General features: G+C 72.8%; 21 protein-coding genes. 9 read left to right on the forward strand and 12 right to left on the reverse strand.

The window, feature by feature from the left end:
- Positions 1-2: 2 nt before the first annotated feature.
- Together ACZ7L4_RS28085 and ACZ7L4_RS28090 are read right to left on the reverse strand one after the other, a co-directional pair.
- Positions 3-1,028, reverse strand: a complete 1,026-nt coding sequence (locus ACZ7L4_RS28085; RefSeq protein ID WP_472106840.1) for a GDP-mannose 4,6-dehydratase — start codon at positions 1,026-1,028, stop codon at positions 3-5.
- The gene (locus tag ACZ7L4_RS28090) at positions 1,025-2,206 is read right to left on the reverse strand and encodes a UDP-N-acetylglucosamine--N-acetylmuramyl-(pentapeptide) pyrophosphoryl-undecaprenol N-acetylglucosamine transferase (RefSeq protein WP_472106842.1); all 1,182 of its coding nucleotides are present in this window, start codon (positions 2,204-2,206) and stop codon (positions 1,025-1,027) included. The genes ACZ7L4_RS28085 and ACZ7L4_RS28090 overlap by 4 nt, the downstream gene beginning before the upstream one ends.
- A gap of 63 nt (positions 2,207-2,269) precedes the next feature.
- Here ACZ7L4_RS28090 and ACZ7L4_RS28095 point away from each other — a divergent pair, with 63 nt between their 5' ends.
- The 3 genes from ACZ7L4_RS28095 to ACZ7L4_RS28105 all read left to right on the forward strand — a co-directional run bounded on the left by ACZ7L4_RS28095 (position 2,270) and on the right by ACZ7L4_RS28105 (position 5,132).
- On the forward strand, positions 2,270-2,977 hold the full coding sequence (locus ACZ7L4_RS28095; RefSeq protein ID WP_472106844.1) for a response regulator transcription factor: 708 nt from the start codon (positions 2,270-2,272) through the stop codon (positions 2,975-2,977).
- 71 nt (positions 2,978-3,048) lie between these two features.
- Positions 3,049-4,416, forward strand: a complete 1,368-nt coding sequence (locus ACZ7L4_RS28100) for a sensor histidine kinase (protein ID WP_472107374.1) — start codon at positions 3,049-3,051, stop codon at positions 4,414-4,416.
- An 86-nt stretch (positions 4,417-4,502) separates the two neighbouring features.
- Positions 4,503-5,132 (forward strand): GntR family transcriptional regulator, encoded by a 630-nt coding sequence (locus ACZ7L4_RS28105; RefSeq protein WP_472106846.1) that lies wholly within the window; start codon positions 4,503-4,505, stop codon positions 5,130-5,132.
- Positions 5,133-5,177: 45 nt separating this feature from the next.
- Here ACZ7L4_RS28105 and ACZ7L4_RS28110 read toward each other — a convergent pair whose 3' ends face one another.
- Positions 5,178-6,002 carry a carbon-nitrogen hydrolase family protein gene (locus tag ACZ7L4_RS28110; protein WP_472106848.1) on the reverse strand — a complete coding sequence of 275 codons (825 nt, stop codon included), beginning with the start codon at positions 6,000-6,002 and terminating at the stop codon, positions 5,178-5,180.
- A 50-nt stretch (positions 6,003-6,052) separates the two neighbouring features.
- A complete protein-coding gene (locus tag ACZ7L4_RS28115; protein WP_472106850.1) occupies positions 6,053-7,402 on the reverse strand; it encodes an MFS transporter in 1,350 nt (449 codons plus the stop codon).
- Positions 7,403-7,570: 168 nt separating this feature from the next.
- Between ACZ7L4_RS28115 and ACZ7L4_RS28120 the strand changes: the two genes are divergently transcribed.
- Positions 7,571-8,257, forward strand: coding sequence for a DUF2848 domain-containing protein (locus ACZ7L4_RS28120; protein WP_472106852.1), 687 nt, complete (start codon positions 7,571-7,573; stop codon positions 8,255-8,257).
- A gap of 56 nt (positions 8,258-8,313) precedes the next feature.
- On the opposite strand, the gene ACZ7L4_RS28125 is transcribed toward ACZ7L4_RS28120, so the two are convergent.
- Positions 8,314-9,402 (reverse strand): glycoside hydrolase family 76 protein, encoded by a 1,089-nt coding sequence (locus ACZ7L4_RS28125; protein WP_472106854.1) that lies wholly within the window; start codon positions 9,400-9,402, stop codon positions 8,314-8,316.
- A 310-nt stretch (positions 9,403-9,712) separates the two neighbouring features.
- On the opposite strand from ACZ7L4_RS28125, the gene ACZ7L4_RS28130 reads away from it, so the two are divergent.
- Both ACZ7L4_RS28130 and ACZ7L4_RS28135 read left to right on the forward strand, forming a co-directional pair.
- On the forward strand, positions 9,713-10,663 hold the full coding sequence (locus tag ACZ7L4_RS28130; protein ID WP_472106856.1) for a DUF998 domain-containing protein: 951 nt from the start codon (positions 9,713-9,715) through the stop codon (positions 10,661-10,663).
- Between the two features lie 164 nt (positions 10,664-10,827).
- Positions 10,828-12,351, forward strand: a complete 1,524-nt coding sequence (locus tag ACZ7L4_RS28135; protein WP_472106858.1) for a catalase — start codon at positions 10,828-10,830, stop codon at positions 12,349-12,351.
- Positions 12,352-12,386: 35 nt separating this feature from the next.
- Here ACZ7L4_RS28135 and ACZ7L4_RS28140 read toward each other — a convergent pair whose 3' ends face one another.
- Positions 12,387-13,286, reverse strand: a complete 900-nt coding sequence (locus tag ACZ7L4_RS28140; protein ID WP_472106860.1) for a LysR family transcriptional regulator — start codon at positions 13,284-13,286, stop codon at positions 12,387-12,389.
- A 75-nt stretch (positions 13,287-13,361) separates the two neighbouring features.
- Here ACZ7L4_RS28140 and ACZ7L4_RS28145 point away from each other — a divergent pair, with 75 nt between their 5' ends.
- Positions 13,362-13,508, forward strand: a complete 147-nt coding sequence (locus ACZ7L4_RS28145; RefSeq protein ID WP_472106862.1) for a hypothetical protein — start codon at positions 13,362-13,364, stop codon at positions 13,506-13,508.
- A 19-nt stretch (positions 13,509-13,527) separates the two neighbouring features.
- On the opposite strand, the gene ACZ7L4_RS28150 is transcribed toward ACZ7L4_RS28145, so the two are convergent.
- The 3 genes from ACZ7L4_RS28150 to ACZ7L4_RS28160 are packed head-to-tail and all read right to left on the reverse strand — an operon-like array spanning position 13,528 to position 14,689.
- Complete coding sequence (locus tag ACZ7L4_RS28150) at positions 13,528-14,250, reverse strand: dienelactone hydrolase family protein (RefSeq protein WP_472106864.1); 723 nt, start codon at positions 14,248-14,250, stop codon at positions 13,528-13,530.
- The gene (locus ACZ7L4_RS28155; protein ID WP_472106866.1) at positions 14,247-14,507 is read right to left on the reverse strand and encodes a hypothetical protein; all 261 of its coding nucleotides are present in this window, start codon (positions 14,505-14,507) and stop codon (positions 14,247-14,249) included. The genes ACZ7L4_RS28150 and ACZ7L4_RS28155 overlap by 4 nt, the downstream gene beginning before the upstream one ends.
- Positions 14,504-14,689 (reverse strand): toxin-antitoxin system HicB family antitoxin, encoded by a 186-nt coding sequence (locus ACZ7L4_RS28160; RefSeq protein WP_472106868.1) that lies wholly within the window; start codon positions 14,687-14,689, stop codon positions 14,504-14,506. Before ACZ7L4_RS28160 ends, ACZ7L4_RS28155 begins: the two co-directional genes overlap by 4 nt.
- A 102-nt stretch (positions 14,690-14,791) precedes the next feature.
- Here ACZ7L4_RS28160 and ACZ7L4_RS28165 point away from each other — a divergent pair, with 102 nt between their 5' ends.
- Together ACZ7L4_RS28165 and ACZ7L4_RS28170 are read left to right on the forward strand one after the other, a co-directional pair.
- Positions 14,792-15,388 carry a carbonic anhydrase gene (locus ACZ7L4_RS28165; RefSeq protein ID WP_472107376.1) on the forward strand — a complete coding sequence of 199 codons (597 nt, stop codon included), beginning with the start codon at positions 14,792-14,794 and terminating at the stop codon, positions 15,386-15,388.
- Between the two features lie 47 nt (positions 15,389-15,435).
- On the forward strand, positions 15,436-16,419 hold the full coding sequence (locus ACZ7L4_RS28170; RefSeq protein WP_472106870.1) for an L-threonylcarbamoyladenylate synthase: 984 nt from the start codon (positions 15,436-15,438) through the stop codon (positions 16,417-16,419).
- Positions 16,420-16,423: 4 nt separating this feature from the next.
- On the opposite strand, the gene gap is transcribed toward ACZ7L4_RS28170, so the two are convergent.
- The 3 genes from gap to ACZ7L4_RS28185 form a co-directional block, all read right to left on the reverse strand.
- Positions 16,424-17,422, reverse strand: coding sequence for a type I glyceraldehyde-3-phosphate dehydrogenase (gene gap / locus ACZ7L4_RS28175; RefSeq protein ID WP_472106872.1), 999 nt, complete (start codon positions 17,420-17,422; stop codon positions 16,424-16,426).
- 108 nt (positions 17,423-17,530) lie between these two features.
- Positions 17,531-18,487, reverse strand: coding sequence for a GlxA family transcriptional regulator (locus tag ACZ7L4_RS28180; protein ID WP_472106874.1), 957 nt, complete (start codon positions 18,485-18,487; stop codon positions 17,531-17,533).
- Between the two features lie 9 nt (positions 18,488-18,496).
- Complete coding sequence (locus ACZ7L4_RS28185; RefSeq protein ID WP_472106876.1) at positions 18,497-19,483, reverse strand: Ldh family oxidoreductase; 987 nt, start codon at positions 19,481-19,483, stop codon at positions 18,497-18,499.

Below are 19,483 nucleotides of genomic sequence, written 5' to 3' on the forward strand. Positions count from 1 at the left end.
CGTCAGACCTGGTAGCGGTCCGCCGCGAACAGGTGCAGGTGCTCCGCGACCCAGTCGGAGGTGCGGCGCAGGCCCTCCTCCAGCGTGACCTCCGGCTCCCAGCCCGCCCAGTCCCGGGCGCGGGAGTTGTCGGAGAGCAGGCGGTGCACCTCGCTGCCCGACGGGCGCAGCCGGCCCCGGTCGACGACGACCTCAGCGTCCCGGCCCGAGGCGTTGATCAGGGCCTTGGCGAGGTCCCCGATGGCGATCTCCTGGCCGGTGCCGAGATTGACGCTGTGGCCGAGGGCCGCGTCGCAGGCGGCCAGGGCCAGGAAGCCGCGGGCGGTGTCGGTGACGTAGGTGAAGTCGCGGGTCGGGGTGAGGGAGCCGAGCTTGATCTGGCGGCGCCCGGCGTGCAGTTGGGCGAGGATGGTGGGGATGACGGCGCGGGCCGACTGCCGGGGCCCGTACGTGTTGAAGGGGCGCACGACCGTCACCGGCAGCTCGAAGGCGTGCCAGTGCGACAGGGCCATCATGTCCGCGCCGATCTTCGAGGCGGAGTACGGGGACTGCGGCTGCAGCGGGTGCGCCTCGCTGATCGGGGCGGTGAGCGCGGTGCCGTAGACCTCGCTGGTGGAGGTGTGGACCAGGCGGCGCACCTGGTGGCGGCGGCAGGCCTCGGCGACGTTCTCCGTGCCGACGACGTTGGTCTGCACGTACGCGCCGGGCGAGTCGTAGCTGTAGGGGATGCCGATGAGCGCGGCGAGGTGGAAGACGGTGTCGCAGCCCTCGACGGCGTCCATGACCCGCCCGGCGTCCCGGACGTCACCGGCGATCATCTCGACGGGGCCGTCGGCGGCGCCGAGGTAGGGCGCGAGGTTGCCCTTTTCGCCGTACGGCTTGTAGTGGACGAAGGCGCGGACCTTGGCCCCGCGGGCGACGAGGAGGTCGACGAGGGTGGAGCCGATGAACCCTTCGGCCCCGGTGACGAGGACGGTGCGGCCGGTCCAGTCGAAGTCGGCGGCGCTGGACTGGGTGTCGGCGGTCATATGGCGATCTCCGTGTGGTGCGGGGTGTGGGTGAGGGGGTGTCCTGCCAGGCGCAGGACGTGGGCGGCCAGCAGGTCGGCAGCCTGTCCGTGCCGTCCGGGGTGGGCGGCGGCCGACATGGCGGCCAGGCGGGCCGGTTCGGCCAGCAGGGGTTCGACGAGGGCGGCCAGGCGGTCGGCGTCCGTCTCCGCGTCGGGCAGCAGGAGACCGGCGCCGACGTCGGTGAGGACCCGCGCGTTGTGGGTCTGGTGGTCGCCCGGCGCGTAGGGGTACGGGACCAGGACGGCGGGGGTGCGGGTGGCCGCGAGTTCGGCGACGGTCGCGGAACCGGCGCGGCAGACGGCCAGGTCGGCGGCCGCGTACGCCAGGTCCATGCGGTCGAGGTAGGGCACGGCGGTCGCCACCCGGTCGCCGCCGGTCTCGGCGAGCCGCCCGCGGACCTCGTCCAGGGTGGCGGGGCCGGTCTTGATCAGGAGGTGGACGCCGGGGCGGTCGCGCCAGCGCCGGGCGAGATCGACGGCGGCCGTGGTGAGCCGGACGGCGCCGAGGCTGCCGCCGTTGACGAGCAGGAGCCGTCCGTGGGCGGGCATCCCCAGCGCACGCCGCGCCTCGCCCTGTAGCCGGGGCCGGTCGAGCGCGGCGAGTTCCGAGGCGATCGGCATGCCCACGACGTCGGCGTAGCGGCTGCCCGACAGATGCGCCCGGCTCTCCTCGAAGGCCAGCGTGATCTGGTCGGTGAGCAGCGCGGCGAAGCGGTTGGCCCGCCCAGGCACCGCGTTGGACTCGTGGATGACGCTGGGCAGCCCCGCCATCCGCGCGCCGACGATCACGGGGGCGCTCGGGTAGCCGCCCATGCCGACCGCGACCTGCGCCCGCTGCGCCCGGAGCACCGACTTGGCCTGGGTGCCGGACTTGATCAGCGCGGCGGGCAGCAGGTACCGCCGGGCGCCGAGCGACGGATCGAAGGGGATCATGTCGACGGTGTGCAGGCGGTACCCAGCCTCCGGGATGAGTCGGGTCTCGAGCCCGCGCTCGGTGCCGACGAAGGAGATCTCGGCGTCGGGCACGGCCCGCCGCAGCGCGTCCGCCAGGGCGAGCCCCGGGTAGATGTGTCCGCCCGTGCCGCCCGCCCCGATCACCACCGAAAGACGGCCATGGGATGTTCGCTGTGTCCTCATGGCCGACACACTGCTGACGCGCTCTAAGAACTTTCTAAGACCAGGTTTTGGCAGGCTGGGACCATGAACGCGGCCGACGGGTGCACGAACGCACCGAAGGTTCTGGTGGTGGACGACGAGCCGGAGGTGCGGTACGCCGTCGAGGACGGACTCGCGGTCGAGGGCTACGAGGTGCGCGGCGCGGAGGACGGGCTTGCGGCGCTCTCCGTCCTCGCCGCCTGGGAGCCCGACGCCATGGTGCTCGACGTGATGATGCCCGGCCTCGACGGACTCGCGGTCTGCCGTCGCCTTCGGGCGCTGGGCGACCGCACGCCGGTCCTGGTGCTCACGGCGCTGGGCTCGGTGAGCGAGCGGGTGGACGGTCTGGAGGCCGGAGCCGACGACTACCTCGTCAAGCCGTTCGCCCTGGACGAGTTGGTGGCACGGATCCGGGCCCTGCTGCGGCGCAGCGCCCCGCCCGAGGAGTCGGTGCCCGCGCTGGGGTTCGCGGACCTCGTGGTCGACCCGGCCACCCGCAGCGGGCGGCGCGGCACACGGTTGATCGAGTTCAGCCGCACCGAGTTCTCCCTCCTCGAACTGCTGCTGCGCCACCCCGGGCAGGTGCTCCCCCGCGAGACGATCATGGAGCGGGTGTGGGGCCGCGACTTCGGCCCCGACTCCAACTCCCTCGCCGTCTACGTGGGGTATCTGCGTCGCAAGCTGGAGGCCGGCGGGGAGCCGCGGCTCGTCCACACGGCGCACGGCGTCGGCTACCGGCTGGACCTGGCGTGAGTACGCGAGCCGTGAGCGCTCCTGCGCAGACCTCGCCGCAGCCCAAGGGCGGGCGCAGGCATGCCCGCTGGATGCGCCGCCGTCCCCTGCGCACCCGTCTGACCCTCGCCGCCTCCGCCGCGGTGGCGGCCGTGGCCATCGGTCTGTGCGCCGGCAGCTTCGTGGTGATCCGTCATCAGCTGCTGCACCAGCTGGACCTGCACCTGACGCAGTCCGCGCGGCTGGCCACCCAGCAGTTCGGCCACGAGCCCTCGGGTGTGGTGCAGGGCCAGTGCCGCTACCTCGCCGCCCCGGCCTGCGCGCAACTCGTCCCCGCGCAGGCGTCCGACGACCCGTCCGACCCGTACCTCCTGCCGGTCACCCGCTCCACGCGCGAGGTGGCGTCCGGCGACCGGGGGCCGTACTACAGCGAGCTGAAGCTCGCCGGTCACCGGGCCAGGATGCTGACGACACCGCTGCCCGAGGGGCGCGCGCTGCAGGTCGCGGTGCGGGCCGACACCGTGGACCGGGGCGTGCGGCAGGCCGCGGTGCTGCTCGGCGGCATGGGGGTGGCCGGGGTGCTGCTGGCCGGTGCGCTCGGTGCGTGGGTGTCGCGCACCGGGCTCGCGCCCGTCGCCCGGCTCACCGCCACCGCCGAACGCATCGCCGCCACCCGCGACGCCCGGCACCGCATCGAGCTGCCGCCGGAACGCGCCGGGCAGGACGACGAGATCACCCGCCTCGCCGCCTCCTTCAACACCATGCTCGACGAGTTGGAGAAGTCCGTCGGCGCGCAGCGGCGCCTCGTCGCGGACGCCTCCCACGAACTGCGCACCCCGCTGACCGCGCTGCGCACCAACGCCGAGCTGCTCACCCGGAGTTCACGCCTCAGCGACGCCCAGCGCGAGCGCGCGGCGGGCGCGCTGAGCCGCCAGCTGCGCGAGGTCACCCTGCTCGTCAACGACCTGGTCGAGCTGGCCCGCAACGAGGAACCCGACCCGCTGATCGAGGAGGTCAGGCTCGCGGACATCGTGACGCACACCGTCGGGACGGCGCGCGGCCACTGGCCCGCCACTCCGCTCGCCCTGTCGATCGCCCCCGAGGCACGCACCGCCACCGTCGCCGGTGTGCCGGCCCGGCTCGCCCGGCTGCTGTCGAGCCTGCTGGACAACGCGGCCAAGTTCAGCCCGCCCGGCCGCCCCGTCGAGGTCACCCTCACCGCCGCCGCGTCGACCCTGGAGCTGACCGTCCGCGACCACGGCCCCGGCATCGGCGAACAGGACCTGCCCTACGTCTTCGACCGCTTCTATCGGGCCCGCAGCGCCCGCGCCCTGCCGGGTTCCGGCCTCGGCCTCGCCATGGCCCGCCAGATCGCGCACGCGCACCACGCCGAGCTCGTCGCCGAAGCCGCGCCGGGCGGCGGCGCCCAGTTCCGCCTGACGATCGCGCACACCTCGTGACGGGCCGCACCCCGTGGTAACTTCCGTATACAAGTTGTATGCGATTCAGATCCAGGGCCTACGGTCCACGGTCCACGGGAGCTCACATGGGGACGTCCGGTCGGGAGAAGGCGTACGCCTACCTCAAGGGGACGGTGCTCACCGACCCGGAGATGCAGGGCGAGTTCCTCTCCGAGCAGGAGATCGCGGACCGTATCGGCGTCTCGCGCACCCCCATCCGTGAGGCCCTGCTGCTGCTCGCCGCCGAGGACCTGGTCGAGATGGTGCCCCGGCGCGGCGCGCGCGTGTCCCGGCTGACCGGGCGGCAGATCACCGAACTGATGGAACTGCGCGGCATGGTGGAGCGGTACGCGGCGGAGCAGGTCATCAAGGCGGGCCGGGTGCCGCTGGAGGAACTGGGCGAGCTGCTGGAGCGGCAGCGCGGGCTGAGCGGGCCCGACGACGCCAAGGAATTCATCGCGATCGACCACCGCTTCCACGCGACGATCGTCTCGGCCGTCGGCAACGGCCTCCTTGACCGGCACTACGACGGGCTGCGCAGCCGCCAGGTGCGCGCGGGCGTCGTCGCGCTGTACAACCAGAGCGGCCGTCAGAAGTCGGTCATCGACGAACACAAGCTGATCCTGGACGCGCTCGCGGCGGGTGACGCGGACGCGGTGGCCGCGGCGATCGACAGCCATCTGGAGTCGACGCTGAAGGTGCTGCTGGCGGGATGAGACGGGCCGGCCCGGGCTCCCCCGGGGCCGGCCCTTCCGCACGTCCTACTTCGGGTACGTGATCCCCGCGTCGTCGCGCCCGAGCCTGCGGTTGGCCAGCACGGAGGTCTTCTCGCGCACCCGGTCGACCTCGGGGACGTCCAACTCCGCGACGATCAGGCCCGGTTCGGCGCTCAGGCTCTCGCGCACCGTGCCGTCCGGGCCGACCAGCATGCTGTGTCCGATGCCCGTCGGCGCCGTGCCCTTGACGGTGATGCCGCTCGCCTCCGGGTCGGCCTGGTCCACCGCAGCGACCCACACCGTGGCGTCCAGGGCCCGGGCCCGTACGAGGAGTTCCCACTGCTCGCGCTTGCCGGGGCCCGCGCCCCAGGACGCCGGCAGCAGCGTGCCGACGGCGCCCGCGTCGGCGTGCGCCCGGAAGAGCTCGGGGAAGCGGACGTCGTAGCACGTGGCGAGGCCGAGGCGGACGCCGTCGACATCGATGGTGACCACCCGCGTGCCGGGGGCGACCCCCTTGGACTCCGCGAAGCCGAAGGCGTCGTAGAGGTGGATCTTGTCGTAGGTCGCCTCGACGCCAGGACCGGTCGCGAGCAGGGTGTTGGTCACCCGCCCGTCGTCGGCCGGGGTGAACATGCCGGCGACGACGACGATGCCGGCCGCCTCCGCGATCTCGCGCACGCGGTTCGCCCACGGTCCGTCGAGCGGCTCGGCGAGCGGGGCGAGCTTCGTGCCGAAGCAGGCCATGGCCGCTTCGGGCAGGACGACGACGCGGGCGCCCGCGTCGGCAGCGCGGCGCGCCTGCTCCTCGATCAGGTCGAGGTTCTTGGCCGGGTCGGGCCCGGTGGTGAGCTGGCTCAGGGCGATCAGCATGAGGTGTCCCTCCTTGGTGTGGCGACGGGCGTGGCGACAGGTGTGACGGTTCAGGCGGACGCCTGCGCGACCAGCTCCGCGTCCTCGTCCGTGGCCGCCTCCGCGTCGCGGCCCAGCAGGAGCCCGGTGACGGTCACGACCGCGGTGACGGCCACGTAGATCGCCAGCGGCACCCAGCTGTCGAACGAGCCGAGCAGCGCCGTGAACAGCAGCGGAGCGATCGCGCCACCGATCAGACCGGCCAGCGTATACGCGAGCGAGGAACCGGTGGAGCGCAGCCGCGGCGAGAACTGCTCGGCGATGAACGCGGCCTGCGGGCCGTACATCAGCGAGTGCAGGACCAGCGCGACGATCACGCCGAGGACCAGCAGGCCCCACGAGCCGCCGTCGACCATGCCGAAGAAGACGAACGGCCACACGCCGGCGCCGACGGCGGAACAGCCGTACAGCAGCCGCCGGTTGACGCGGTCGGACAGGGCACCGGCGAGCGGGATCAGGACGATCTGCAGCGAGGAGCCGATCAGCACGGCGGCCAGCGCGGAGCCCCGCGACATGTCCAGCTGGTCGGTGGCGTAGGTCAGCACGAAGACGGTGAACAGGGCGTACAGCACGTCGGGGGCGACGCGGGAGAGGATCGCGGCGAGCAGGGCGCGGGGCTGGCGGGTCAGCACCTCGCGCACCGGCGCCTCGGGGCGGGCCTGCTCGGCCTCCATGGCCTTGAAGACCGGGGTCTCCTCCAGCTTCGCGCGGATCCACAGGCCGAATCCGACCAGGATGCCGGAGATCAGGAAGGCGACGCGCCAGCCCCAGGAGAGGAACTGGTCCTCGGTGAGCAGGGCGCCGAGCGCGGCCAGGACGCCGTTGGCGAGGAGGTTGCCCGCGGGCGGTCCGACCTGGGCGGCCGAGGCGAAGAAGCCACGCCTCTTCGGGTCGCCGAACTCGCTGGAGAGCAGCACGGCGCCGCCCCACTCGCCGCCGACGCCGACGCCCTGGGCGAAGCGCAGCACGACGAGCGCGATGGGCGCGGCGGCGCCGATGCTGCTGTGGGTGGGCAGCAGGCCGATGAGGAACGTGGCCGCGCCGATCAGGACGAGCGTCGCGATCAGCACCTTCTTGCGGCCGATGACGTCGCCGAGCCGCCCGAAGACGATGCCGCCGAGCGGGCGCGAGACGTAGCCGACGGCGTACGTGGAGAAGGCCAGCAGGGTGCCGGTGAGCGGGTCCTCGGAGGGGAAGAACAGGTCACCGAAGACCAGGGCGGAGGCGGCGGAGTAGACCGCGAAGTCGTACCACTCCAGGGCGGTGCCGGTCAGGCTGGCGAAGAAGGCCCGGACGAGGCCGGAGCGGTTCGGGGTGACGACCGGTGCGGCGGCCGGGTCGCGCGGGGAGTCTTGCAGCATTTCGGTCCTCGGTTCGGGGGACTTCGGCGGTCGGGTGGGGACATCGACGTTCGGGGAGACATCGACCTTCCGGCATACTTCTTGTATACAGGTCGTATGCGCAAGCCCTGAACGGGAAGTTAACCGCTTCGCAACCGTCCACCCTGCCCTCACCCGCTGGAGATTCCCATGGCCCTGCTCACGTTCGAACTGCCCGACGGCTCCACCCGCGACGTGGACGTCGTCCAGGTCCTCAACGCCGGCTACGCCGGTCGCAGCCAGGACGACGTCGCCGCGCACGTCGCCGAGCTGGCCGAACTCGGTGTGCCCGCGCCGACCACGACCCCTGCCCTGTACCCGATCTCCCCCTACCTCGCGCAGCAGACCGGGCGGGTCGCGGTGCAGCACGGCCGGACCTCGGGCGAGGCGGAGTGGGCGCTCGTCGTGGCGGCGGACGGCGAGCTGCTGCTCACGGCCGCCTGCGACCACACGGACCGCGAGCTCGAGGTGCACGGGGTGGCCTGGAGCAAGAACGCGAGCCCGGACGTCCTGGCCCGCCGCGCCTGGCGCCTCGCGGACATGGAGGAGCGCCTGGACGACATCGCGCTGCGCGCATGGGTCACGGTGAAGGGCGAGGAGTCCCTGATCCAGGACGGTTCACTGGCGGAACTGCTCACGCCGTCCTACTGGGCCGACGTCCTGCGCGAACGCGGCGAGCTGCTCCCCGGCACGGTACTGATCTCCGGCACCATCCCGATGGCCGAGGGCGTCGACCAGTTCGGCGACGCGTGGCGCGTGGAGCTGTCCGACCCGACGACCGGGGACACCATCTCGCTGGCATACGAGGTGGCGGCGCTGCCAGTGCCGATCGGCTGAGCGGACGCGTGTCGGGTGCGACGCCCACGGCGTGCGCACCCGACGGAACGGCTCGGTCAGTAGATGGCGGCCGTCAGCGCGTCCAGCGCGCTGTGCTGGCGCGCCGCGTCGGCCTTGTCGAAGGGGCCGTTCCAGTGGAAACCGTAGAAGTCGCCGCTGCGGTCGAGGGTGTTGAGGGCGTCGGCCTGGCGGTCGATGAAGGCGGAGTACGGGTGGTCGGGAAGCGCCCGGTTCAGTGCGCCGAGCCCGCGCATGTACGCGCCCTTGAAGGACGGGCCGTCGGCGCCGCCGTCCGTGTCGTCGTCGTTCGGCTCGGAGAGGATCCCGTCGGGCGCGAGCAGCGGCGAGGCGGCGACCGCGTCCGCGATCTTGCGGCCCTTGGTGAGGACGGCGTGGGAGCCGGTGGCCTTGTGGAGCTCGACGAGGCCGCCGAGGATGACGCCCTGGTTGTACGACCACGTGGTCGACTCGCCCGTGTTGACGCAGGCGTCGTTGAGGCCGTCGTTGATGAGGTTGTCCTTGTTGATGAGCTTCTTCGACTGGAACCAGCCCCAGACGCTCTGCGCCCGGCCCAGGTACGTCGTGTCGCCGTCGAGGCGGTTGTGGAGGGCCGCCGAGAGGGTGATGAACAGTTCGTTGGTGATGCTGTTCTTGTACTTGTGGTCGTAGTTCCACCACACCCCGCCGCCGCAGGTGTCGTCGTGGTGCTTCCACATGTGGTCGGCGTCGGCGATGGCGGTGTCGAGGTAGCGCTTCTCGCCGGTGAGGTCGTACGCCCTCAGCCAGGCAAGGCCCCACCAGCCGGTGTCGTCGAGGTACTCGTTGCGGAACTGCCCTTCCTTGGCGCCGACGTTCTTGTCGTAGATCGTGGCGGCGATCCGCTTGATGTCGTGGCCGCCCGTGTCACCGGGGGCCTGCCAGAAGTCGAGGAGCGCCTGAAGGTCGTTGGCGTTGTTCCACCAGCCGGTGCTCTCGAAGGCGCCGGTGTCCTCGTTCCACCAGGTCATCAGGCCGTCGACGGCGTCCACCGCGTCCTGGTGCCGGTCGGCGCGCGGGGCCGCGGTGGCGGGGCCCGCGGCCAGCAGGCCCAGGCCGAGCGTGGCGGCGGTCAGGAGCAGGGAGAGCCGTCTTGTACGGGTGCGCATCGTGCGGTCCCTTCGGAGAGGCGGAACTGACCGGCGACGCGCGGACACCGCACCCCGTACACCTATGACATCGTTGTCAAAGCACGCTCGAGCGGCGCCGCGCTCCGAGAACCAAACCAGGTGGCATTTTCACCGTCAACCCTGGTGCACCACACGGCACTTGCGCGCAGGAGGCGCCCTCGCATCCGACGAAAGTCTCCCTCTCGTCCACTTTCGGATATCGGTGACTGCTCCCCCGTGGCCACTCGGCCGACCGGTGCAGACGCTCGGCCGATCCGCGGGCGGGACCGGCGCCCGTAGCGTCGGCCGCATGCGACACACCATGCCCGCGGTCGGACTGTTCTTCCTGTCGCCGCTGGTCGGCGAGATGCTCCTGGGCGCCACCTCCCTCGACGCCCTGGCACTGCTGCCGGTCCTCGCCCTCCTGTACGGCAGCGGGGCCCTCCTCATCCGCGAACTGGTCCGCGGAACCGGCCGGGGCTGGGGGTCGATCCTGCTGCTCGGCGCCGCGTACGCCCTGCTCGAGGAGGGCCTGCTGGACCAGATGCTGTTCAACGCCGACTACTCCGGCAATTACGACATGGTGACCGTGACGCCCATCCCCCTGGCCGGCACCGGCGCCTACGGCCTGCTCTCCGTCCTGGCCGTGCACGCGCTGTGGAGCATCACGGTGCCGATCGCGCTCATGGAGGCCCTCGTCCCGCACCGGGCGGCGCGCCCGTGGCTCGGCAGGACCGGGCTCGCCGTCACGGCCGGGCTGCTGGTGCTGGGGGCCGTGGTCGTCGGCTGGGGCAGCTACGACGAGAGCGGCTTCATGGCCCCGTGGCCGCAGCTGGTCGGCACGGCCGTGGTGGTGGCCGCGCTGGTGGCCGCCGCGTTCCTGATGCCCCGCCCGCGCGCCGGGCTCGACTCCCGAGGCGCGCCCCGTCCGCTGTTCGCCGGCGCCGCCTCGTGCGCGGCCACCAGTGTCTTCTGGCTGGTGCTGCAGCCGAGCTGGGCGGGGGTGGCCGCCGCGCTGGCCGTCGCCCTCGCGGCCGCTGGCCTGGTCCGGCACTGGTCGCGCGCGCACGACTGGGGGCCCGTCCACGTCTTCGCGCTGGCCGCCGGGGCCACGCTGACCTACGCGTGGGTCGGCTTCGGCCAGGTCCCGGACCAGGGCTCGGCGGGCACCGTCAATCTCGTCGGGCATGTCGTGTTGGCCGTCGCCGCGGTCGCCCTGCTGTGCATCGCCGCGCGACGTGTGGGCACTCGCTCCGCGTGAGCGGCCGAATGGCCGTGTCCGGACGGAGGGCCCAGCATGGTGATGTCGTCGGTTCGCCCGGTGTGCCATGCCAGAGGCGGCTCCGCCCGAAACCGCTTGCGCGGCCGCACCCCGCGGGGCGACCGCGGCACAGAGCGAATCCCGTCGAAAGGCACGCGTAGCTCATGAGTGACGAGACAGCCAAAGCGACCACCACGGATGCCGGTGTTCCGGTCGAGAGCGATGAGCATTCGCTCACGGTCGGCGCCGGCGGACCGATCCTCCTCCAGGACTCGTATCTGATCGAGCAGATGGCGCAGTTCAACCGGGAGCGGATTCCGGAGCGGCAGCCACATGCCAAGGGCAGCGGTGCCTTCGGCCACTTCGAGGTCACCGCGGATGTCAGTGCGTACACGAAGGCGGCGGTGTTCCAGCCGGGGACGCGCACCGAGCTGGTGACGCGGTTCTCGACGGTCGCCGGCGAGCGCGGAAGCCCCGACACGTGGCGTGACCCCCGCGGGTTCGCGGTGAAGTTCTACACGACCGAGGGCAACTACGACATGGTCGGGAACAACACCCCGGTGTTCTTCGTGAAGGACCCGATGAAGTTCCAGCACTTCATCCGCTCCCAGAAGCGCCGCGCGGACAACAACCTCCGCGACCACGACATGCAGTGGGACTTCTGGACGCTCTCGCCCGAGTCCGCGCACCAGGTCACCTGGCTGATGGGCGACCGGGGCATCCCGCGCACCTGGCGACACATGAACGGCTACACGTCGCACACCTACATGTGGATCAACGCCCAGGGCGAGCGGTTCTGGGTGAAGTACCACTTCAAGACCGACCAGGGCATCGAGTGCTTCACCCAGCACGAGGCGGACCAGATGGCCGCGGCCGACACGGACTACCACACGCGCGATCTCTTCGAGCACATCCGCGACGGGGAGTACCCCAGCTGGACGCTGCACGTGCAGGTCATGCCGTACGAGGACGCGGCCACGTACCGGTTCAACCCCTTCGACCTGACGAAGGTGTGGCCGCATGCCGACTACCCGCTGATCGAGGTCGGCAGGATGACGCTGGACCGCAATCCGACGGACAACCACGCGGAGATCGAGCAGGCCGCGTTCCAGCCGAACAACCTGGTCCCGGGGATCGGCCCGAGCCCGGACCGGATGCTCCTGGCGCGGCTCTTCTCCTACGCGGACGCGCACCGTCACCGCATCGGCGGCAACTACCAGCAGCTGCCCGTCAACGCGCCGGTCGCGCCCGTGCACTCGTACTCCAAGGACGGGGCCATGGCCTACAAGAAGGCCCAGGACCCGGTGTACGCGCCGAACTCCAAGGGCGGCCCGGCGGCCGACACGGACCGCTACGGCACACCGCCGAGCTGGTACGCGGACGGTGACATCACCCGCGCCGCGTACGTCGACCACGCCGAGGACGACGACTGGGGCCAGCCGGGCACGATGGTGCGCGAGGTCCTCGACGACGCGGCCCGCGACCGGCTCGTGGACAACGTGGTCGGCCACCTGCTCAACGGCGTGAGCGATCCGGTCCTCGAGCGGGCCTTCGAGTACTGGTCCAACATCGACGAGAACATCGGCGAGCGCATCAAGCAGGGTGTGCGCGCCAAGGCCGACGAGAAGGACCCCAAGGCGGCGGAGCAGGCCAATCCGGCGCGCAGCAGCATGCAGGACAAGGCCTGAGGCGATCTCGCGGCGGGTGACCGGGCGCGTGCCGACTATCGGCGCGCGCCCGGCGCCTCGTCGGGGGCGCGGGTGAGGTGGTCGATCAGGGCGGTGGCGGCCGGGTTGCGGGTGCCCGGGCCGCGGCCGGCGAGCACGACCGTGCGGCCCGGGTCCGGCTGGCGGATGTCCACGCACGGCAGTCCCGCGTCCTCGCCGATGCGCCGGGGCACGAAGGCGACACCGATGCCGGCCCGGACGAGGGCCACGAGCATGCCGATCTGCGTCACGTCGCAGGTGATACGGCGCTCCAGGCCGCAGTGTGCGGACAGCCTGCGCACCGCCGTCTCCAGGCCGGTGCCCGCGCGGAAGTCGATGAAGGACTCCTGGGCGAGGTCCCGGATCAGGGTGCGGCCCGCGCGCGCCAGGGGGTGTCCGGGGGCCGTGATGAGCACCAGCTCTTCGTGCCAGGAGCCGAACTCGACCAGTCCTTCGGGGAGTTCGGCCGCGTCCGGGGCGAGGTAGGCGAGGTCGAGTTCGCCTGCGCGCAGGGCCGCGTACAGCTCGTCGACCGGCGCGTCGCGCACGGACACCTGGACGCCGGGCAGACGGCGGTGGAACAGCGCGAGTTCCGTGGGCAGGTCGACGCAGGTGAGGGTCTGGATCGTGCCGATGGCCACGCGCCCGGTGGCCAGGCCCGCGACCGCCGCGACGGCGTCCCGGGCCGCGTCGGCCCCCGCGAGCAGCGACCTGGCCTGCGGCAGCAGCGCGCGTCCGGCCTCGGTGAGCACCACGCGGCGGCCGGTGCGGTCGAACAGGTCGGCGCCCAGCTCGCGCTCCAGGTTGCGGACGGAGGTGCTGAGCGCCGACTGCACGATGAGTTCGGACCGGGCGGCGGCCGTGAACGTGCCCTCGCTGACGACCGCCAGGAAGTGGCGGAGCTGACGCATCTCCATCCATCTACCTTATCGATGGCAGCCAGCGACACGATCTGTTGGACCGACCGGCCGGGGGCGCCGGATCCTGCTGCCATGAACCGCGTACCCGCCCTGTGGACCGCCGCCCACTCCCCTCGCCGCTCCCCCGCCGTCCGGGCCGCGGCCCGTCAACTGCTGCGCCTGCGCTGCTTCTTGCGGGACCTGGCGCTGGTGGACCACACGCCGTTCGGCGGCTACTAGGCGCCTTGGCGGGAGCCTGTCACTCCGTCACGGGAAGGCATTCGTCGAGCAGGGCGACGATGTCGCGCCAGGCCCGCTGTGCGTGGCGCGGGTGGTAGCCGACGCCGGGAGGAGTCGGGTGGTCGACCGGTGGGTGGTGGAAGGCGTGCAGGGCCCCGCCGTAGACGGTGAGGCGCCAGTCGACGCCCGCGTCCCGCATCTCGGCGGTGAACGCCTCGCGCTGCGCGGGCGACATGATCGGGTCCTCCGATCCGACCCCCGCCCACACGGGGCAGCCGATGCGTGCCGCCTCGCCGGTCCTGCCCGTGGTCACCGCGTTGACCGTGCCGATCGCGCGCAGGTCGACGCCGTCGCGCCCGAGTTCCAGCCCGATCGCGCCGCCGGTCCCGTAACCGATGGCGGCGACCCGGTCGAGGTCGGCTCGCGGTTCGGCGCGCAGCACGTCGAGCGCCGCGTGGCCGATGTCCCGCATCCGCTCCGGGTCCTCGAGCAGCGGCAGGCAACGGGCCAGCATCTCCTCGGGGTCGTCGAAATAGCGCCCGCCGTGGATGTCGAAGGCCAGCGCCACGTACCCCAGCTCGGCCAGCGCATCGGCACGGCCGCGCTCGACGTCGCTGAGCCCCGTCCCCTCGGGCCCGACGAGGACCGCGGGCCGACGTCCGTCACCGGCGGGAAGCGCGAGGTGCCCGATCATCGTGAGGCCGTCGGCCGGGTAGGCGACCGTACGTGTGGTGATCGTCATGAGTCTGGACCGTAGTGCCCGTCCGGCCGGGCCGGGCCGGTTCTTCGCCGTCGGCAGAGGAGGACGGGAACCGCACCGACTCCCCCGAGGCGCAGCCGCTCGACGGACATCGCGGTGTCCGGGTAGCGCCGCGCCGGGTGCAGCACGAGCGCCAGGACCGCGCCGTACGCCTCGTCGAGCCCGGTCAGGGAGATGACGAGCACGTCGCGGCCGTCCGCGAGCGTCCAGATCTCGCCGCGCCCGATGTCGGTGCTCACAGGGTGTCGCCCTCGCCCGCGAGGTCCTGGCCGAGGCACAGCTCGGCGAGCTGACGGGCCGCGTCCAGGGTCGCGGCGCGCCGCGCGGCGCGCACCACGTACGCGTTCACGCTCAGGCCGGCCGCGTCGGCGGCCTGCTTGATCGAGGGCGCGAGGTCGTCGGGCAAGCCTCGTCGGGCCACCGGCGTCACCAGGCGGGGCCCGGGCCGCGGGCGGGATGAGCCAGGTCGTACGCTTCCGTCGTGAACGAGACGCTGAATCCCACTCCCGACGAAGCCTTCGCGATGCTGCTGGACGGCAACCGGCGCTTCGTCACCGGGACCCCCGGGCACCCCAATCAGGACGCCGCGCGGCGTACCGAGATCGCGCCGGGGCAGAACCCGTTCGCGGTGCTGTTCGGGTGCTCCGACTCCCGGCTCGCCGCCGAGATCATCTTCGACCAGGGCCTCGGGGACATGTTCGTGGTCCGCACGGCCGGGCACGTGGTCGGTTCGGAGGTGCTGGGCAGCATCGAGTACGGGGTGAGCGTGCTGGGCTGCCCGCTGGTCGTCGTCCTCGGCCACGACTCGTGCGGGGCCATCGCCGCCGCCAAGGACGCCGCCGACGGCGGCAGGGCGCCCGCCGGTTTCGTGCGCGACGTCGTCGAGCGGGTGACGCCGAGCGTGCTCGCGGCCCGCGCCGCCGGGCGCGGCGGGGACCAGGAGATCCTCCACGAGCACATACGGCACAGCGTCGACCTGCTGCTCGACCGCTCCCGTGTGCTGTCCGAGCAGGTGGCCGCCGGGCGCCTCGCCGTGGTGGGCCTGTCCTACCGACTGGCCGACGGCACGGCCCAGCTGGTCGCCTCGCACGGCCTGAGCGAGACCGCCGCCGCACACTGACCCCGTACCGTCGAAAGAAGCGCACCACAGTGAAGGACACCGCACCGGTGACCGCACCCGCCGTCACCGGGACCGACATCGACCAGGCGGTCGGCGTGCTGCGCGCCGGCGGCCTGGTCGCCCTCCCGACGGAGACCGTCTACGGACTGGCCGCCGACGCCGAGGACCCCGCCGCCGTCGCCCGGATCTTCCGGACCAAGGGCCGGCCGCCCAACCACCCGCTGATCGTCCACATCGGCGGCGCCGAGCACCTGGACGACTGGGCCGACGAGGTGCCCGAGGCGGCGCGGCTGCTCGCGGAGCGCTTCTGGCCGGGGCCGCTCACGATGGTGCTGCCGCGCGGCGCCCGGGTGCCCCTCGAAACCACCGGCGGACTCGAGACGGTGGCCGTGCGCGTGCCCGACCACCCGGTCGCGCTTGAGCTGCTCAACGCGTTCGGCGGCGGCGTCGCGGCCCCGTCCGCCAACCGGTTCGGTTCGGTCAGCCCGACGACCGCGGACCACGTCCGTACCGAACTCGGCGACGGCGTCGACTTCGTGCTCGACGGCGGCCCCTGCGAGGTCGGCGTCGAGTCGACCATCGTCGACGCCACGAGCGAGTCGCTGAGCATTCTGCGGCCGGGCGGGGTGACGCGCGAGGACCTGGAGGAGGCGCTGGGCCGTCCCCTCGACGTCCCCGACACCAGCGAGGTGCGCGTGCCGGGCCAGCATCCCTCGCACTACGCGCCGAACGCGCGCGTCGTCCTCGTCGACCCCGAGGAGCTGCTCGCGGAGACGGCCCGCGCCAACGAACTCGGCCACCGGGTGGGCGTGTTCCTGCCGTCCGCCCTCGCCGACGCCCCGCTGAAGGCGCACGCCGTGGCCGCCGTCCCGGCGTCGCTCGACGCCTACGCGCGCGGCCTCTACGGCTACCTGCGCGAACTCGACGAGCAGGGCTGCGACCTCATCCTCGTCTCGCTGCCCGCGCAGGAGGGCCTCGGCCTCGCGATCGCCAACCGGCTGCGCCGCGCGGCCGGGCCCCGGCCCGCGTAGGGGATCAGCTCGCGGCGAGGAGCCCGAGCGTGTCGATCACCCGGTTCGAGAAGCCCCACTCGTTGTCGTACCAGGCGACCACCTTGATGTGTCGCCCGTCGACGCGGGTGAGGGCCGAGTCGAAGATCGACGAGGCGGGGTTGCCCACGATGTCGGACGAGACGAGCGCGTCCTCGGAGTATTCGAGGACGCCGGCGAGCGGGCCCTCGGCCGCGGCGCGGTAGGCGGCGAGCACCTCGTCGCGTGTCACGTCGCGGGCGACGGTCGTGTTGAGTTCGACGATCGAGCCCACCGGTACGGGGACACGGATCGAGTCGCCCGACAGCTTGCCGTCGAGGTTCGGCAGGACCAGGCCGATCGCCTTGGCGGCGCCGGTCGTGGTCGGCACGATGTTGATCCCGGCGGCGCGGGCGCGGCGGGCGTCGCGGTGCGGGCCGTCCTGGAGGTTCTGCTCCTGCGTGTAGGCGTGCACCGTCGTCATGAACCCGTGCTCGATACCGGCGAGTTCGTCGAGGACGGCGGCCAGCGGGGCGAGCGCGTTGGTGGTGCAGGAGGCGTTGGAGACGATCGTGTGCACGGCCGGGTCGTAGGCGTCGGTGTTGACCCCGTACGCGAGCGTGACGTCGGCGCCGTCCGAGGGCGCGCTGACGAGCACCTTCCTGGCGCCCGCGTCGAGGTGGGCGCGGGCGGCCTTGGCCGAGGTGAAGCGGCCGGTGGCCTCCAGGACGATGTCGACGCCGAGTTCGGCCCACGGCAGGCTCGCCGGTTCGCGCTCGGCCAGCACCTTGATCCGGCGGCCGTCGACGACGAGGGTGTCCCCGTCCGCGGTCACCGGGCGCCCGAGGCGTCCCGCCGTGCTGTCGTAGGCGAGCAGCCGGGCCAGCGTCGCGGGCTCGGTGAGGTCGTTGACGGCGACCACTTCGAGGTCACTGTCGCGTTCCAGCAGGGCGCGCAGCACATTGCGTCCGATGCGGCCGAATCCGTTGATGGCGATGCGAGTCATGAATGGTGTCCCTTCCGTTCCCCACCAGGCTCGCGCGCGGCGCGCGCCGCTGACAGTGGCGGGATCGCCAGGGTTCGAAAGGATGCCGCCACCGACGGTGCGGGCCGGTCACTCCCCCGGTGTGAAGGTGCGCCGGTACTCGCTCGGTGTGGTGCCGAGGATGCGCTGGAAGTGCAGACGCAGATTGGCGCCGGTGCCGAGTCCGACGTCGGCGGCGATCTGTTCGACGCCGCGCTGCGAGCGCTCCAGGAGTTCGCGGGCCAGGTCGATACGGGCACGCATCACCCACTGCATCGGCGTGTAGCCGGTCTCGTCGACGAAGCGCCGGGAGAAGGTGCGCGGTGACACGCCGGCCTGCCGGGCGAGGGTGTCGAGGGTGAGGGGTTCGCCGAGCCGGTGCAGCGCCCATTCGCGGGTGGCGGCGAAGCGCTCACCGAGCGGCTCGGGGACGCTGCGCGGCACGTACTGGGCCTGGCCGCCGCTGCGGTAGGGCGCGGCGACGAGGCGGCGGGCCGCGTGGTTGGAGGCGGCGACTCCCAGGTCTCCGCGCAGGATGTGCAGGCACAGGTCGATGCCGGAGGCGGCGCCGGCCGAGGTGAGCACGCTGCCCTCGTCGACGAACAGCACGTTCTCGTCGACCCGGACGTCCGGGTACCTGGCCGCGAGGGCGCGCGTGTAGTGCCAGTGCGTGGTGGCGCGTCGGCCGTCGAGGAGTCCCGTGGCAGCGAGCGCGAAGGCGCCGGTGGAGATGGCGGCGAGGCGCGCCCCGCGCTCGTGGGCGGCACGCAGCGCGTCGACGACGTCCCGCGGCGGGTCCTCGCGGTCCGGGAACCGGTAGCCGGGGACGAAGACGATGTCGGCCCACGCGAGCGCCTCCAGGCCGTGGGCCACGGCGTAGGCGAGGCCGTCGCCGCCGGTCACGAGCCCGGGCGCCGCCCCGCACACCCGCACCTCGTACGGCATGCTCGCGCGGGTCGTGAACACCTGGGCGGGGATCCCGACGTCGAGCGGTTTGGCGCCCTCGAGCACGAGGACGGCGACACGGTGCGGGCGGGAGGCTGACACAGGAGGAGGTTACGTGGCGCTCGCGGCCCTCCGCAGACGACGGATCAGCTGTTCGTCCACCGCCAGGTCGTCGGCGCCCTCCTCGCGTTCCAGCGCCGGAAGCCGTACGCCGTGCTCCGCGCGGAGCCGCTCCAGGTGGGACGCGGCCCGCCCCCGCTCCCCCGGCAGCACGCCGGAGTCCAGGCACAGCAGGAACACGCCGATGCCCGGCGGTGCGTCCCCGTGGTCGAACGGGGGCGCGTCCAGCGAGAAGGCGCCGCCGCCCAGGGTCGCCAGGAGCTCGACGAGCAGGGCGACGTTGCCGCCCCGGTGTCCGCCGAACGGGAGCAGCGCCCCCGCGAGGGCCGCCGAGGCGTCCGTGGTGGGCGCGCCGTCGGGGCCGACCGCCCAGCCCTCCGGGACCGGTTCACCGGCCTCGGCCTGCCCGCGTACGTTCACGTAGGCCGTCTGGGACGACGCCTGGTCGATGACGAGGGGCGGCGCGCCCGGGCGCGGGACGGCGTACGCCAGGGGGTTGGTGCCGATGACCGGTCCCGCCGAGCCGCCGAGTGCCATCAGGGCGGGGCTGTTGGCGCAGGCCACGGCCGTGAATCCGTGCTCGGCGGCGCGGCGCGCATAGTGGCCGAGTTCGCCGCAGGTGTACGAGCGACGGATCCACAGGGCGGCCATGCCGTTCTCGCGGACCGCCGTGAACAGGGTGTCGGCGGCGGCCTCGAAGGCCTCCTGGGCGATCCCGTCCCGCGCGTCCGCGAGCACGCAGGACGGCGCGGGACGGGTCACCTCGGGGACGACGCCCGCCGCGATCCGACCCTCGCGGTAGGCGTCGAGGTAGTCGAAGAGGTGGGCGAGGCCCACGGCCCGTTTCCCCACCCGCTCGGCGTCGAGGACGCTGCGGGTGAGGATGCGGGCGGCCGGCGGTGCGGCGCCGGCCGCGAGCAGCGCCCGGACGCAGAGCGCGGAGATCTCGGACCCGGACATCCGGATGCTGCTGCTCAT

This window comes from Streptomyces sp. NPDC107575 (assembly GCF_055657265.1).

Coding starts and splice junctions, on each gene's coding strand:
- ACZ7L4_RS28085 (WP_472106840.1), bottom strand. CDS start 1,028: ATGACCGCCGACACCCAGTCCAGCGCCGCCGACTTCGACTGGACCGGC.
- ACZ7L4_RS28090 (WP_472106842.1), bottom strand. CDS start 2,206: ATGAGGACACAGCGAACATCCCATGGCCGTCTTTCGGTGGTGATCGGG.
- ACZ7L4_RS28095 (WP_472106844.1), top strand. CDS start 2,270: ATGAACGCGGCCGACGGGTGCACGAACGCACCGAAGGTTCTGGTGGTG.
- ACZ7L4_RS28100 (WP_472107374.1), top strand. CDS start 3,049: ATGCGCCGCCGTCCCCTGCGCACCCGTCTGACCCTCGCCGCCTCCGCC.
- ACZ7L4_RS28105 (WP_472106846.1), top strand. CDS start 4,503: ATGGGGACGTCCGGTCGGGAGAAGGCGTACGCCTACCTCAAGGGGACG.
- ACZ7L4_RS28110 (WP_472106848.1), bottom strand. CDS start 6,002: ATGCTGATCGCCCTGAGCCAGCTCACCACCGGGCCCGACCCGGCCAAG.
- ACZ7L4_RS28115 (WP_472106850.1), bottom strand. CDS start 7,402: ATGCTGCAAGACTCCCCGCGCGACCCGGCCGCCGCACCGGTCGTCACC.
- ACZ7L4_RS28120 (WP_472106852.1), top strand. CDS start 7,571: ATGGCCCTGCTCACGTTCGAACTGCCCGACGGCTCCACCCGCGACGTG.
- ACZ7L4_RS28125 (WP_472106854.1), bottom strand. CDS start 9,402: ATGCGCACCCGTACAAGACGGCTCTCCCTGCTCCTGACCGCCGCCACG.
- ACZ7L4_RS28130 (WP_472106856.1), top strand. CDS start 9,713: ATGCGACACACCATGCCCGCGGTCGGACTGTTCTTCCTGTCGCCGCTG.
- ACZ7L4_RS28135 (WP_472106858.1), top strand. CDS start 10,828: ATGAGTGACGAGACAGCCAAAGCGACCACCACGGATGCCGGTGTTCCG.
- ACZ7L4_RS28140 (WP_472106860.1), bottom strand. CDS start 13,286: ATGGAGATGCGTCAGCTCCGCCACTTCCTGGCGGTCGTCAGCGAGGGC.
- ACZ7L4_RS28145 (WP_472106862.1), top strand. CDS start 13,362: ATGAACCGCGTACCCGCCCTGTGGACCGCCGCCCACTCCCCTCGCCGC.
- ACZ7L4_RS28150 (WP_472106864.1), bottom strand. CDS start 14,250: ATGACGATCACCACACGTACGGTCGCCTACCCGGCCGACGGCCTCACG.
- ACZ7L4_RS28165 (WP_472107376.1), top strand. CDS start 14,792: ATGCTGCTGGACGGCAACCGGCGCTTCGTCACCGGGACCCCCGGGCAC.
- gap (WP_472106872.1), bottom strand. CDS start 17,422: ATGACTCGCATCGCCATCAACGGATTCGGCCGCATCGGACGCAATGTG.
- ACZ7L4_RS28185 (WP_472106876.1), bottom strand. CDS start 19,483: ATGAGCAGCAGCATCCGGATGTCCGGGTCCGAGATCTCCGCGCTCTGC.